Genomic DNA, 13,481 nt, shown 5'->3' with positions numbered 1-13,481 from the left:
GGCGTTCTCAGGCGCCCCGCGTGCGCTGGCCCACGCCGATGGCGGCGACCACCGACAACGTCAGCGTGCAGGCCGCGCCCACCAGGGTGGCGGCGTACCAGCCGTGGTCCATGACCACGCCGAAGACCACGGGCGCGATCGCAAAACCCACGTCCAGGCCCGAATAGACGGTGCCATAGACGCGACCGGTGGCGCCCTTGGGCGTCGCCTTGCGGATCATCAGGTCGCGGCTGGGCCCGCCCACGCCCACCGCAAAACCGGTCAGCGCCAGGGCGGCCATGGTGCCCCAACCGCCCAGCACGCCGGTGGCGCACAGCAGCATGATCAGTGCGCCCACGCCCATGGCCCAGGCCACCACGCGGTCGCTGTGCGCCGAACGCGCGGCCACGAAGCCACCCACCAGCATGCCCAGCGCGCTGCACAGCATGTAGCCGGTCACGGTCAGCGTGGCGGCCTCCAGGCTGACGCCGTGCATGGCCTTGAGGATGGAAGCCGAGTAGTTCTGCACCACGGCCAGGGTCATGGTCGAGAGCAGGAAAAAGGCGAAACACCACCAGACCACCGGCAGCTTGAGGAAGGCCAGGTCGCCGCCCTTGGGCGCGTCGGCGTGCTGCACCACCACCTCGGTGCGCAGCTTGTCGCGCTGCCACACCATCACCGCCAGCACCACCGCGTACAACGCGGCCGCGCACAGGTAGGCGAACTCCCGGTCCTTGACGGCCGACAGGCCCACCAGGAACACCGGCGCCAGCGCCCAGCCCAGGCTGCCGGTGAGGCCGTGCACGCTGAACGCGTGGCCCAGGCGCGGCGTCGACACGCGCTGGTTCAGGATGGTGAAGTCACAGGGATGGAAAGGCGCGTTGCCCAGGCCGGCCAGCACCACCACCACCAGCAGCCCGCCATACCCTGTGGCCTGCGACGCCGCCAGCGCCGCCAGCATGAACAGGCCGATGGCGCCCAGCAGCACCGGGCGGGCGCCGAAGCGGTCGACCACAAAGCCCGAGGTCGCCTGTCCCACACCCGAGATGACAAAAAACACCGTCATCAGCAGGCCGACATCGGAAAAGCTCAACCCGAAATCGCGCATGAACAGCGGAAACAGCGGCGGCAGCAGCAGGTGCGAGAAATGGGAGCTGGCGTGGGCCAGGCCCACCAGGCCCATGACCTGGGCGTCCTGCCGCAGCGGCACGGGATTGGCGGAAAGGGAGGTGGCGGAAAGCGTCGCGGTGTTCATGCGGCGATCCTACGTTTGGCGCAAAATGTCGGCTCGCGACAGATCGTCAACTTCTGGCGAATTTCAGCCAAACCGCATTTTTACCACCCCATGGCTGGCAAGTGGCTTGCCCAGCGCCCTCCGGTTTACTTGGCCCGCTTCGCCAGCGCCATGTTCCGCTGGACAAGGGCCAGCTGCGAGTTTTTGAATTCCAGGTTGGTCTGCCCGCTGGCCACAAACTGCCGGCTCTTTTCGACCAGACCCTCCAGCTCACCCGGATGGGCAACGGTGCTCATGCGCGAGAAGCTGTCGGGGTCCTGCAGGTAGGACATCACATCCGAAGGGTGGCTGGATGGCAGCAACAAGCGGTCCATGATGATCCGGTCGCGGTTGGCGTTGGTTCTGAGCCACTCGTAGGTGCCATAGGTATCGACCCACAGACGGTAGTCGTAGCCACCGCCAGCGCCATCCTTGGACACGCCCTCCTGATCGCGCTCGACCGGGGGAAAGCGCTGGAGGGTGTCCAGAATGGCGTCACGGGTTTCGGGCAACAGGTTGCGCGCGGCGATCGGCACGTAAGTGAATGTCGAGGCCGCTTTCTGCACCGCGCCGATGTCGCCAAAGTCCCGAACGATCTCCAGCAAGGCCTTCTGACGCTCGGGCGGCGCGGTCAGGAAGGCATCCGCCGCCTGAAAAGCCAACGCCGCCGGGCTGATGACCTTGTCGCCATAGGCCGCCAGCAAAAGGTCTACCGCGTCGGGCGGCGGCTTCAGGCCTTTCCCGTTCCCCGCATCCTCATACAACTGCCCATACACGCCAACAGCCACCGAGCGGACGCGTGGCGCTGCCGCGGTGGCCAGTTTCCTGACCTCTTGGCGGATCAAGCGCCGGTCATCTGCGCCCGCCCCCTGGTTGTGAAAGATGTACGCGATGTACAGCAAGCGGGTCTTTTCCCGTGTGAGCACATCGGGGCGGGTCAGCAGCTGCATGACGGCCTGCACATGGCCGTGCGTCCGGGGCAACTGGAGGCCGACGGCCTGGTACCGCAAGGCGATGAGTTGCCCGGGCACCACCGACAGCAGCCAACCGGGCGGCGCACCCAGGGACGGATGGAGGCACGCCGCGAGGACAAGCGCACCCCACAGGGCCGCAACCCAGGCCGCAAGCGTTGCGCCCGGCTTCCAAGGCCATCGGTACCGTTGCGCCATCAATACCTCCCAGGCATGGGCAGTCAGGATGCGGTTCAGGGTCGGCCGCCGGCCGGTTTCGGTCAAGTGAACAATTGAAAACGCCATCCGTCTCAAGGACTGCCGCATACCGGTTCAAACATGCCGCTTCCAGCGCGAGCGATTCGCTACCATGGCGGTCCCGGCCCGCCGCCCACCGCCGCAGCACCATGCGCCCCAAAAAACCCCTGCTCGCGTTGTCGCTGGACGACACCGACCCGTTCGCGCCCAGCGCGGAGCAGCCGCTGCGCACCCGCCTGCGCGCGCTGCCGCAGGACACCCACTTTGAGCCTCACACCCACGCCTGGGCGCAACTGGCCTGTTGTGGCAGCGGCCTGCTGCAGGTGTCGGTGCGCGCCACCGGCGCACAGGGCGGGGAACACGACACATCGGTCATCCTGCCGCCCCAGCGCGCGGTCTGGATCCCGCCGCGCGCCATGCACTCGGTGATGGTGGTGGAGGCCGCGCATTCGCGCACCGTCTATGTCGACGCCAGCGTAGCGCCGGCGGGCTGGCAGCAGGTGCGCGTGCTGGCGGTGAGCCCGCTGTTGCAGGCCATGATCGACGCCCTGGACCAGCCGCTGTACCGCGACCAGCCGCTGGCCCGCCAGGCCATGACGACGCTGATGCTGCACGAACTGGCCCACGCCACGCCCCTGCCTTTGGGCGTGCCCATGCCCTCGGTGCAGCACGGCGACCGCCGGCTGCGCGCCCTGTGCGAAGCGGTGCTGAACGAGCCTGCGGCCTGCGGCAGCCTGGCCGAATGGGCGGCGCAGATGGGCGCCAGCGAACGCACCATGGCGCGGCTGTTCCGCACCCAGCTGGGCACCAGTTTCCACCGCTGGCGCCAGCAGGCGGTGCTGGCCCGCGCCCTGCCCCGCCTGGCGCAGCGGGTGCCCGTGGGCGAGGTGGCGGCCGAGAGCGGCTACGCCAGCGAAAGTGCCTTCAGCGCCATGTTCAAGTCGGCCATGGGCGCCTCGCCCCGGCATTTCCGTCCCACGGCACCGGCGGTTACACCGTTGGCCCTGGGCGGCGAAAACCGGCAGGCACAATAGCGCCATGAACATCGTGATCCTGGACGACTACCAAGACGCCGTCCGCAAGCTCGCCTGCGCCGAGAAGCTCGAACCCTACCCCGCCAAGGTCTACACCAACACCGTCAAGGGGGTGGGTCAGCTGTCGGTGCGACTGAAGGACGCGGACGTGCTGGTGCTCATCCGCGAGCGCAGCACCATCTCGCGCCAACTGGTCGAAAAACTGCCGCGCCTGAAGCTGATCGCCCAGACCGGACGCGTGGGTCCGCACATCGACGTCGCCGCCTGCACCGAAAAGGGCGTGGCCGTAGCCGAAGGCGTGGGCTCGCCGGTGGCGCCGGCCGAGTTGACCTGGGCGCTGGTGATGGCGGCCATGCGGCGCCTGCCCCATTACATCTCCAGCCTCAAGCACGGCGGCTGGCAGCAGTCGGGGTTGAAGTCGGCGTCGATGCCGACCAATTTCGCGCTGGGCCAGGTGCTCAAGGGCAAGACCCTGGGGATCTGGAGCTACGGACGCATCGGCCAACTGGTGGCCGGCTACGGCCGGGCCTTCGGCATGCGGGTGCTGATCTGGGGCAGCGAGGCCGCGCGCCAGCGCGCGGTCCAGGACGGCTTCGAAATCGCCCCCGACAAGCAGGCCTTCTTCGAGCAGTGCGACGTGCTGACCCTGCACCTGCGCCTGGCCGAAGGCACCGCCGGCTGTGTGACGCTGGAAGACCTCTCGCGCATGAAGCCCACGGCGGTGCTGGTCAACACCTCCCGCGCCGAGATCATCGAACCCGACGCCTTGCTGGGCGCGCTCAACCGCGGACGCCCCGGCATGGCGGCGGTCGACGTGTTCGAGTCCGAGCCCATCCTGCAGGGCCATGCCCTGCTGCGGCTGGAAAACTGCATCTGCACGCCGCACATCGGCTATGTCGAGCAGGAAAGCTACGAACTGTATTTCTCCGCCGCCTTCGACAACGTGGTGAACTTCATCAAGGGCACGCCCACCAACATCGTCAACCCGGGCGCGCTGCAGGTGCGGCGCTGACTGAGCCGAGGCGCCCTGCGGCGCCCGCACTGGCTCAGGGTTTGTCGGTCTTCTTCCCGTCCTTGGGGTCGATGGCAAACAGGTCGAAGTCCAGCATCGGCAACTCGCGGCGGCCGCTCTCGTCCGCAGGAGCTGCAGGTGCTGTGGGTGCTGTGGGTGCTGCCGCACCCGGCAGCGGATCGGACCCGGTGAAGGACAGATCGATGTCGACACCATCTCCGGCCGGTGCGGACGGCGCGATGGGCGCGGCAGGCACAGGGGACGTTGCCCCCGCAACAGGCACCGACCAGGTCGCGGCCTCCACCACCGGCGCGGGCGCGGCGGCCCGCACGGGCGGGTGCAGGTCGGCGTCATGCAGCAGGGTGTGCGCCACGGTGTAGAGCAACAGCGTGTCCTGGTAGGCGGCCAGGCTGTGCTGCTCCAGCAGACCGGTGCCCGGAGGCGCCAGCAGGCTGTTCTTGAGCAGGCCCAACACCTCGTCCTTGCCCCAGAAGCGGCTCAGGACATCCATCAGCTTGGTCTGGGTGTCCAGGCCGCCCGCCTGGCCCACATAGTCGCCGGGCTGAGGTGCGGGCAGGCCAAACGCCTGCTGGTACTGGCGACCCAGCTCCGCCAGCCGCGTGGCGTCGCCCTGGCCATGGGCCTGCTTGAACAGGAGCAGGTAGGGCAGCGCACAGGCCCCGGGGTACTCGGCGATGAAATGGTTCAGCAGCGTGGTGGCATCGGCCTGCTGGCGCAGCGATTCAAAGAACTCGACCTGCTGCATCAGGTCCAGCAAGGCCTCGACCGTCACCGGGTGGTCGTCGTGCAACTGGGCGAAGGACGATTCGGTCGCCTCGGACACCTCCAGCGCACCGGACCCCATCGGGTCGTCCACCACGGGCGCCAGCGCGGCGGCCGCCACCGGCGGCGGCGTGTTGGGCGCGGCCGACACGGGCAACACGCTGGCGTCCTGACCGGACTGCCACCAGGGCTGCTCGCCGGCAGCGGGGCTGCGCCGCAGCTTGCGGCGCTCGCTGAGCAGCCACGCCAGGGCGGCGGCGGCCAGCGCCAGGGCCACGCCCAGCGCGTACATCAGCGACTTGGGCGCCCGCTCCTCGCGTTCGGCCTGCAGCTGGGCCGTGAGCGCAGCCACGCTGGCCTGCATGGCTGCCTGCTGTTCGCGCAGGGCCTTGAGGTCGTTTTCCATGGCCGCCAGGCGCCGGGCGTCTTCGGCCGCTTTATCGGGCGGCGTGTTCAGGGCCGCCCAAAGTTCGCTGGCGGCCTTGCGTTCGGCCTCGTTGCCTGGCGGGGTCGACAACTCGGTGTTGAGCTTCAACCCAGGATTGCGTCCGGGCGACAGGTCGATGGGATCGAGCTTCAGGCGCGGGCCGCCGGGCAACGCCGCCGCTGTGGGCGCTGGCGCGGGTGCCGGTGGCGTGTTGTCCTTGGCCGCCGGTGCGGGCTTGGCCTTGGCCCTGGGTTTGGGCGCTGGCTTGGGTGCGGGCGTGGCGCGCGCGGCCGGCGCGGGCGCGGCTGCTGCGGGGCGTGCCACCGGGGGACGCGGCGCGGCCTCCCGTGGCGCGGCCGGTGGCAGCACGGCGGCTGGCGGCAGGGCCAGCGCCGGTGTGCTGAACGACGGCGGCGCCGGCGGTGTGGCGGCAGGCGGTGCCGCCAACACCACGAGTGGCGGGGGCGCGGGCGCGGGCGTGGGCGCCAGGGACGGATCGAGGTCGGCCAGCAGGGTGTACTTGCGGCTGAAACGGTCGGCCGCGCAGCCGGTGTTGAGCACCACACTGACCACCGGTTCGTTGACCGGCACATTGCTGCGCACCCGGATCACGGCGCCACCTTCGGCGGCCTGGACGCTCAAGGACACGCTGCCGGCGGGCAGCACCGTGTCGCCATACTGGACCTGGGCCAGCAGGCAGCCGGCCGACTCGATGTCGGCCAGGGGCGCATTCGATCGCACCGACATGTCCAGCGGGCGACCGATGATGGCCTGGCCTGTGTACCCGCCCAAGGACAATGCGGCACTGTGCAGTGAGGTCGAGAGCACAATACCGCCCAGCGCATACTTGAGCATCAGGCGTTCCTTGGTTTCCATGGGGCGTTGATCGGGTGACGGAAACATTTTGTCATAACCTATTAACGATTGAGGCAGGCGTAGATCAATGAGTCTCCAATTTGAAACAGTTGGCGTGGTGGGCACCGGTGCCATGGGCCGTGGCATCGCACAGATTGCGGCACAAGCGGGCAGCCAGGTGTGGCTGTTCGACGCCAAGCCGGGAGCGGCCGAGCAGGCCGCAGCGGCACTGGGCGAGCAGTGGGACAAGCTGTCCGCCAAGGGCAAACTCACGGCCGAGGCCGTGGCCCAGCTCAAGGGCCGCCTGGCCATCGCCACCGAGATGCCGCAGCTCGCGCCCTGCCAGATGGTGGTGGAGGCCGTGGTCGAGCGGCTGGACGTCAAGCGCCAGCTGTTTGGCGATCTCGAAGCCATCGTCGCCGCCGACGCGGTGCTGGCCACCAACACCTCCTCGCTGTCGGTCACGGCCATCGCCGCCGGCCTCAAGCGGCCCGGCCAACTGGCGGGCTTCCACTTCTTCAACCCGGTGCCGCTGATGCGTGTGGTGGAGGTCATCGCCGGCCTCAAAACCGACAAGCAGGTCTGCGACCGCCTCAGTGCCTACGCCCGCGAGATGGGCCACACCCCGGTGCTGGCCCAGGACACGCCCGGCTTCATCGTCAACCACGCCGGCCGCGGCTACGGCACCGAAGCCCTGCGCGTGGTGGGCGAAAACGTGAGCGACTTCGCCACCGTGGACCGCATCCTGCGCGACCAGATGGGTTTCCGCCTCGGCCCCTTCGAGCTGATGGACCTGACCGCGCTGGACGTCTCGCACCCGGTGATGGAGTCCATCTACCACCAGTACTACGAGGAGCCGCGCTACCGCCCCAGTGTCATCACCGCACAGCGCCTGGCCGGCGGCGTGGTGGGCAAGAAGGTCGGTGAAGGCTTCTACACCTACAAGGACGGCGTGGCAGCCGTGCCGCCCGAACCTGCCGTGCCCCAGGTGGCCGAACTGCCGCCGGTGTGGGTGCCGGCCAAGGCGGCCCGGCGCGCCGAGCTGTACCAGTTGCTCAAGGACCTCGGCGCGGGCATCGAGACCGGCCAGGCGCCCAGCGAGCAGGCCCTGATCCTGGTGGCGCCGCTGGGCATGGACGTGACCACCATCGCCGCCGTGGAGCGCCTGGACGCGACCCGCACCGTGGGCATCGACATGATGCTGGACGACGCCGCCACCAAGCGCCGCGTGCTGGCCACCAACCCGGCCACCCGGCCCGACATGCGCGACGCCGCCCACGCCCTGTTCGCCAAGGATGGCAAGGCCGTGAGCGTGGTGCGCGACAGCGGTGGTTTTGTCACCCAGCGCGTGGTGGCCACCATCGTCAACATCGCCGCCGACATCTGCCAGCAGGCCATCTGCAGCCCCAAGGACCTGGAAACCGCGGTCACCCTGGGCCTGGGCTACCCCATGGGCCCGCTGGCCATGGGCGATCGCGTGGGCCCCACCAACGTGCTGGAAATCCTGTTCAACCTGCAGACCGTGTACGGCGACACCCGCTACCGCCCCAGCCCCTGGCTGCGCCGGCGCGGCGCGCTGGGCCTGAGCCTGATGCACGAAGAGGCCTGACATGGCCGCAGCGCTCAAAAGCCACAGCCACGGCGCCACGCTGGTGCTGACCATCAGCAACCCCGAGCACCGCAACGCGCTTGGCCCGGACATCTACAGCGCCGGCATCGAGGCCTTCAACGCAGCCGACAGCAACCCCGAGGTGCGCAGCATCGTCATCACCGGCGAAGGCGCGCACTTCTGTGCCGGCGGCCAGCTGCAGCGCCTGCTGGACAACCGCCAGAAGCCGCCCGAGTTCCAGGCGCGCACCATCGAAGAAGGCCTGCACAGCTGGATCGAGGCCATCCGCTCCTGCTCCAAGCCGGTGATCGCTGCGGTGGAGGGGGCCGCTGCCGGGGCCGGCTTCTCGCTCGCGCTGGCCAGCGACTTCGTGGTGGCGGCCGAGAACAGCGTGTTCGTGATGGCCTACAGCAGCGTGGGCCTGACGCCCGATGGCGGCGGCAGCTGGAGCCTGGCCCGCCAGCTGCCCCGCGCCACCGCCCTGAAGCTGCTCATGCTGGGCGAACGCATGGACGCACAGCGCCTGCTGGCCCTGGGCATGGTCAACGAAATCACCGCACCGGGCGGCAGCCTGGACGCGGCCCTGGCCCTGGCCGAGCGCCTGAACGCCCGCGCCCCCAACGTGCTGGCCAGCATCAAGGAACTGGTGAACGACGCCCGCACCCAGACCCTGCACGAGCAACTGGGTGCCGAACGCGACCATTTCGTGAACAACCTGCACCACGCCAACGGTGGCGAGGGCATCGCGGCCTTCCTTGAAAAACGCACGCCGCAGTACCGCTGAGCCACACGGACGAGGTGGTCGCCCGCGCGACAAATCCGGCCTACCCAGTCACTGAAAAGACAGCCCATGGACGAACCGATTCTGACAATGGAAGAACGAGAGGCGATCAACAGCGGTCGCTGGTTTTCGACCCTCTCGCCCTCCCTGAGACACGACATTCTTCGATGCGCCCACGTCAAACGCTACAAGGACGGCGACCTGATCGTTGCCCGCGGCGATCCACCGTCCGAATGGTCGGCGGTGGCCAAGGGCGCGGTGCGGGTCAGTTCGACCTCGCTGTCGGGCAAGCAGATCACCCTGACCTATGTGGAGCCGGGCGTGTGGTTTGGCGACGTGGCCATGTTCGACGGCGACCAGCGCACCCACGACGCCTATGCCCACGGCCCGACCACGCTGCTGTGTGTGTCGCGCACCGATTTCCAGAAGATCCTGGCCCAGCACGTGGAGCTGTACGAAGCGCTGATGCGCCTGCAGGCGCGCCGCATACGCACGCTGTTTGGCCTGGTCGAGGACCTCAACACGCTGCCCTTGCGCGCCCGGCTGGCCAAGCAGTTGCTGCACCTGGCACGCAGCTACGGCGTGCCCTGCCTGAGCGACGGCAGCGAGGTGCGCATCGGCCTGCAGCTGGCGCAGGAAGAGCTGGCGCAACTGCTGGGCGCCTCGCGCCAGCGCGTCAACCAGGAACTCAAGACCATGGAGCGCGAGAACGCCATCCGCATCGAGCCGGGTGGCCTGGTGCTGCGCGACCGCCCGATGCTGATGCGCATCGCCGAAGCCGAAACCTGACGATTTTTCCGGAGACCCCGCGTCATGAGTGCCCATGAAGATTTCACCGGCACCCGTGCCGTGGCCGACCAACACCTGTTCGACCTGTCCGCGCTGGAGCGCTGGCTGGTCGCGCACCTGCCGGGTTTCCAGGGCCCGCTGCAGGTCGAGATGTTCAAGGGCGGGCAGTCCAACCCGACCTACAAGCTGATCACGCCCCAGCGCGCCTACGTCATGCGCGCCAAGCCGGGGCCGGTGGCCAGGCTCCTGCCCTCGGCGCACGCCATCGAACGCGAGTTCAAGGTCATGCGCGGCCTGCGCGGCACCGGCGTGCCAGTGGCCGAGATGTTCGTGTTGTGCGAGGACGAAAGCATCATCGGCCGCGCCTTCTACGTGATGGAGTTCGTCTCCGGCCGCGTCTTGTGGGACCAGTCGCTGCCGGGCATGGACACCACCGAGCGCCGCGCGATCTACCTGGAAATGAACCGCGTGATGGCGGCATTGCACACGGTCGATGTCCAGGCGGCGGGCCTGGCCGACTACGGCAAGCCAGGCAACTACTTCGAGCGCCAGATCGGCCGCTGGAGCAAGCAGTACAAGGCCTCGGCCGATGGCGCAGGTCCGCTGACCCAACCCATCCCCGAGATGGAGCAACTGATCGACTGGCTGCCCGCCCACATCCCCGCCATGGCCCGGCGCGAGGACATGGTGTCGGTGGTGCACGGCGATTACCGGCTCGACAACCTGATGTTCCACCCCACAGAGCCGCGCGTGCTGGCGGTGCTGGACTGGGAGCTTTCCACCCTGGGCCACCCGCTGGCCGATTTCAGCTACCACTGCATGGCCTGGCACATCCCGCCGGGCATGTTCCGTGGCATCGGTGGGCTGGACATCGCAGCCCTCGGCATTCCCAGCGAGGCCGAATACATCGCGCTCTATTGCGAGCGCACCGGCCTGACCACGCCCGAGGCGCTCGAGGCCGACTGGAACTTCTACCTCGCCTACAACATGTTCCGCCTGGCCGCCATCCTGCAGGGCATCGCCAAACGCGCCGAGTCGGGCACCGCGTCCAGCGCCCAGGCCCGCAAATCCGCCGAAGGCGCACGCCCCATGGCCGAGATGGCCTGGCGGTTTGCCCAACGGCACGGTTGACCCCCTTCACCCAAGGACACCCATGGATTTCGACTACACCCCCAAGGTCAAGGACATGCAGGCACGCCTGCTGGCCTTCATGGACGAACACATCTACCCCAACGAGGCGCGTTTCTTCGCCGAGATCGCGGCCAACCGCGCCAACGGCAACGCCTGGGTGCCCACCACGCTGATCGAGGAGCTCAAGCCCAAGGCCCGTGCGGCCGGGCTGTGGAACCTGTTCCTGCCACGTTCGCCGCGTGCGCCGCAGGGACTGTCCAACCTCGAGTACGCGCCCCTGTGCGAGATCATGGGCCGCGTCCCCTTCGCGGCCGAGGCCTTCAACTGCTCTGCACCCGACACCGGCAACATGGAGACGCTGGAGCGCTACGCCAGCGAGGCCATCAAGGACGTCTGGCTGGAGCCGCTGCTGCGCGGCGACATCCGCTCCGCCTTCCTCATGACCGAGCCGGAGGTCGCGTCATCGGACGCCACCAACATCCAGTGCCGCATCACCCGCGATGGTGACCACTACGTGATCAACGGCCGCAAGTGGTGGTCGTCGGGCGCTGGCGATCCACGCTGCGCCATCTACATCGTGATGGGCAAGACAGACCCCGAGGCGCCGCGCCACGCGCAGCAATCCATGATCGTGGTGCCGGCCAACACGCCGGGCATCACCGTGGTGCGGCCGCTGTCGGTGTTTGGCTACGACGACGCGCCCCATGGCCACATGGAGGTACTGCTCAAGGACGTGCGGGTGCCCGTGGCCAACCTGCTGCTGGGCGAGTGCCGTGGGTTCGAGATCGCACAAGGCCGCCTGGGCCCGGGCCGCATCCACCATTGCATGCGCACCATTGGCGCGGCCGAACGCGCGCTGGAACTGATGTGCAAGCGCCTCAACAGCCGGGTGGCCTTCGGCAAGCCCATCTCGGCCCAGTCGGTGTGGCATGAACGCATCGCCGACGCGCGATGCATGATCGAACAGGCCCGCCTGCTCACGCTCAAGGCCGCCTACATGATGGACACCGTGGGCAACAAGGTCGCCAAGGCCGAGATCGCGATGATCAAGGTGGTGGCCCCCAGCATGGCCTGCCAGATCATCGACTGGGCGATCCAGGCGCACGGCGCCGGCGGTGTCAGCGACGACTTTCCGTTGGCCTACAGCTACGCGCACCAGCGCACGCTGCGTTTCGCCGACGGCCCCGACGAGGTGCACCGCGCCGCCATCGCCAAGCTGGAACTGGCCAAGCAACTGGCACTCAAGGACGAGGTGGAGATGCCGGTGACGCGCGGTTTCTGAAAACCACCAGACGCCAAAAAAAAAACGGCCCCACAGGGGCCGTCTTCTTTGGCACGCCAGCCTGTCAGGGCCGCCGTGCCGGGCCGCCCCAAGCAAGGCCACGCCCCCTCGGGGGGCAGCGACCCGCGCAGCGGCGGAGCGTGGGGGCTTTCGTTGAAGGCCGCCGCGCCGGGCCGCCCCAAGCAAGGCCACGCCCCCTCGGGGGGCAGCGACCCGCGCAGCGGCGGAGCGTGGGGGCGCCTTTCAGTTCCGGGTCTGATCGACCAGCTTGTTCTTGGCGATCCAGGGCATCATGGCGCGCAGCTGGGCGCCCACCACTTCGATGCTGTGATCGGCGGTGTTGCGGCGGCGGGCGGTCATCGACGGGTAGTTCAGGCGGCCTTCCTGGATGAACATCTTGGCGTAGTCGCCGTTCTGGATGCGCTTGAGCGCGTTGCGCATGGCAGCGCGCGACTGCTCGTTGATCACCTCGGGACCGGTCACGTACTCACCGAACTCCGCGTTGTTGGAGATCGAGTAGTTCATGTTGGCGATGCCGCCTTCGTAGATCAGGTCGACGATCAGCTTCAGCTCGTGCAGGCACTCAAAGTAGGCCATCTCGGGCGCGTAGCCGGCTTCGACCAGGGTTTCGTAACCCATCTTGATCAGTTCGACGGCACCACCGCACAGCACGGCCTGCTCGCCGAACAGGTCGGTCTCGGTCTCTTCCTTGAAGTTGGTCTCGATGATGCCGGCCTTGCCGCCACCGTTGGCCATGGCGTAGCTCAGGGCCAGGTCACGGGCCTTGCCGGACTTGTCCTGGTGCACGGCGACCAGGTGGGGCACGCCGCCGCCCTGGGTGTAGGTGTTGCGCACGGTGTGGCCAGGGGCCTTGGGGGCGACCATCCACACGTCCAGATCGGCGCGGGGCACCACTTGGTTGTAGTGCACGTTGAAGCCGTGGGCAAAGGCCAGCGAGGCGCCCTGCTTGATGTTGGGCGCGACGTTGTTGTTGTAGACCTCGGCGATCTGCTCATCGGGCAGCAGGATCATGACCACATCGGCGGCCTTGACGGCGTCGTTGACTTCCATCACGTTCAGGCCGGCCTTGCCGACCTTGTCCCACGAGGCGCCGCCCTTGCGCAGGCCGACCACGACCTTGACGCCGCTGTCGTTGAGGTTTTGTGCGTGTGCGTGGCCTTGCGAGCCGTAGCCGATGATGGCCACGGTCTTGCCCTTGATCAGGCTCAGGTCACAGTCTTTGTCGTAGAAAACTTTCATGGTCTTGCTCCAGTGGATGTTGAGTAGTGCCGTTCTTCGCGAGCCTGTCGAAGGGCTC

11 protein-coding genes are annotated in these 13,481 nt (G+C 68.1%); 7 read left to right on the top strand and 4 right to left on the bottom strand.

Annotated elements, in window-relative coordinates:
- Window positions 1-7: 7 nt before the first annotated feature.
- Together AAHB17_RS01835 and AAHB17_RS01830 are read right to left on the bottom strand one after the other, a co-directional pair.
- Entirely contained in the window at window positions 8-1,234 is a 1,227-nt protein-coding gene (locus tag AAHB17_RS01835; protein ID WP_342128719.1) for an MFS transporter, read from the bottom strand.
- A gap of 125 nt (window positions 1,235-1,359) precedes the next feature.
- Window positions 1,360-2,487 carry a hypothetical protein gene (locus AAHB17_RS01830; RefSeq protein WP_342128718.1) on the bottom strand — a complete coding sequence of 376 codons (1,128 nt, stop codon included), beginning with the start codon at window positions 2,485-2,487 and terminating at the stop codon, window positions 1,360-1,362.
- 122 nt (window positions 2,488-2,609) lie between these two features.
- Here AAHB17_RS01830 and AAHB17_RS01825 point away from each other — a divergent pair, with 122 nt between their 5' ends.
- Window positions 2,610-3,494: an AraC family transcriptional regulator gene (locus AAHB17_RS01825; protein ID WP_342128717.1), complete on the top strand. Its 885-nt coding sequence runs from the start codon at window positions 2,610-2,612 to the stop codon at window positions 3,492-3,494.
- Window positions 3,495-3,498: 4 nt separating this feature from the next.
- Window positions 3,499-4,506 carry a D-2-hydroxyacid dehydrogenase family protein gene (locus tag AAHB17_RS01820; protein ID WP_342128716.1) on the top strand — a complete coding sequence of 336 codons (1,008 nt, stop codon included), beginning with the start codon at window positions 3,499-3,501 and terminating at the stop codon, window positions 4,504-4,506.
- A 34-nt stretch (window positions 4,507-4,540) separates the two neighbouring features.
- Here AAHB17_RS01820 and AAHB17_RS01815 read toward each other — a convergent pair whose 3' ends face one another.
- Window positions 4,541-6,592, bottom strand: a complete 2,052-nt coding sequence (locus AAHB17_RS01815; protein ID WP_342128715.1) for a type IV pilus assembly protein FimV — start codon at window positions 6,590-6,592, stop codon at window positions 4,541-4,543.
- A gap of 67 nt (window positions 6,593-6,659) precedes the next feature.
- Here AAHB17_RS01815 and AAHB17_RS01810 point away from each other — a divergent pair, with 67 nt between their 5' ends.
- The 5 genes from AAHB17_RS01810 to AAHB17_RS01790 all read left to right on the top strand — a co-directional run bounded on the left by AAHB17_RS01810 (window position 6,660) and on the right by AAHB17_RS01790 (window position 12,163).
- The gene (locus AAHB17_RS01810; RefSeq protein WP_342128714.1) at window positions 6,660-8,180 is read left to right on the top strand and encodes a 3-hydroxyacyl-CoA dehydrogenase; all 1,521 of its coding nucleotides are present in this window, start codon (window positions 6,660-6,662) and stop codon (window positions 8,178-8,180) included.
- A gap of 1 nt (window position 8,181) precedes the next feature.
- Window positions 8,182-8,964 carry an oxepin-CoA hydrolase, alternative type gene (locus AAHB17_RS01805; RefSeq protein ID WP_342128713.1) on the top strand — a complete coding sequence of 261 codons (783 nt, stop codon included), beginning with the start codon at window positions 8,182-8,184 and terminating at the stop codon, window positions 8,962-8,964.
- Window positions 8,965-9,030: 66 nt separating this feature from the next.
- Window positions 9,031-9,750 carry a Crp/Fnr family transcriptional regulator gene (locus tag AAHB17_RS01800; protein WP_342128712.1) on the top strand — a complete coding sequence of 240 codons (720 nt, stop codon included), beginning with the start codon at window positions 9,031-9,033 and terminating at the stop codon, window positions 9,748-9,750.
- A 24-nt stretch (window positions 9,751-9,774) separates the two neighbouring features.
- Entirely contained in the window at window positions 9,775-10,881 is a 1,107-nt protein-coding gene (locus AAHB17_RS01795) for a phosphotransferase (RefSeq protein ID WP_342128711.1), read from the top strand.
- A gap of 22 nt (window positions 10,882-10,903) precedes the next feature.
- Window positions 10,904-12,163: an acyl-CoA dehydrogenase family protein gene (locus tag AAHB17_RS01790; RefSeq protein ID WP_342128710.1), complete on the top strand. Its 1,260-nt coding sequence runs from the start codon at window positions 10,904-10,906 to the stop codon at window positions 12,161-12,163.
- A 243-nt stretch (window positions 12,164-12,406) separates the two neighbouring features.
- Here the strand turns inward: AAHB17_RS01790 and ilvC are convergent, their stop codons facing one another.
- Window positions 12,407-13,423 carry a ketol-acid reductoisomerase gene (gene ilvC / locus AAHB17_RS01785; protein WP_342128709.1) on the bottom strand — a complete coding sequence of 339 codons (1,017 nt, stop codon included), beginning with the start codon at window positions 13,421-13,423 and terminating at the stop codon, window positions 12,407-12,409.
- Between the last annotated feature and the right edge of the window lie 58 nt (window positions 13,424-13,481).

This window comes from Hydrogenophaga sp. OTU3427 (assembly GCF_038440225.1).
GTDB lineage: Bacteria > Pseudomonadota > Gammaproteobacteria > Burkholderiales > Burkholderiaceae_C > Hydrogenophaga.
This window is presented reverse-complemented; position numbering and strand designations above follow the sequence as displayed.

Excerpts from the sequence above, each read along its gene's own strand:
- AAHB17_RS01795 (WP_342128711.1), top strand. The coding sequence starts at position 9,775 with ATGAGTGCCCATGAAGATTTCACCGGCACCCGTGCCGTGGCCGACCAA.
- AAHB17_RS01835 (WP_342128719.1), bottom strand. The coding sequence starts at position 1,234 with ATGAACACCGCGACGCTTTCCGCCACCTCCCTTTCCGCCAATCCCGTG.
- AAHB17_RS01790 (WP_342128710.1), top strand. The coding sequence starts at position 10,904 with ATGGATTTCGACTACACCCCCAAGGTCAAGGACATGCAGGCACGCCTG.
- AAHB17_RS01810 (WP_342128714.1), top strand. The coding sequence starts at position 6,660 with ATGAGTCTCCAATTTGAAACAGTTGGCGTGGTGGGCACCGGTGCCATG.
- AAHB17_RS01805 (WP_342128713.1), top strand. The coding sequence starts at position 8,182 with ATGGCCGCAGCGCTCAAAAGCCACAGCCACGGCGCCACGCTGGTGCTG.
- AAHB17_RS01815 (WP_342128715.1), bottom strand. The coding sequence starts at position 6,592 with ATGGAAACCAAGGAACGCCTGATGCTCAAGTATGCGCTGGGCGGTATT.
- AAHB17_RS01825 (WP_342128717.1), top strand. The coding sequence starts at position 2,610 with ATGCGCCCCAAAAAACCCCTGCTCGCGTTGTCGCTGGACGACACCGAC.
- AAHB17_RS01820 (WP_342128716.1), top strand. The coding sequence starts at position 3,499 with ATGAACATCGTGATCCTGGACGACTACCAAGACGCCGTCCGCAAGCTC.
- AAHB17_RS01800 (WP_342128712.1), top strand. The coding sequence starts at position 9,031 with ATGGACGAACCGATTCTGACAATGGAAGAACGAGAGGCGATCAACAGC.
- ilvC (WP_342128709.1), bottom strand. The coding sequence starts at position 13,423 with ATGAAAGTTTTCTACGACAAAGACTGTGACCTGAGCCTGATCAAGGGC.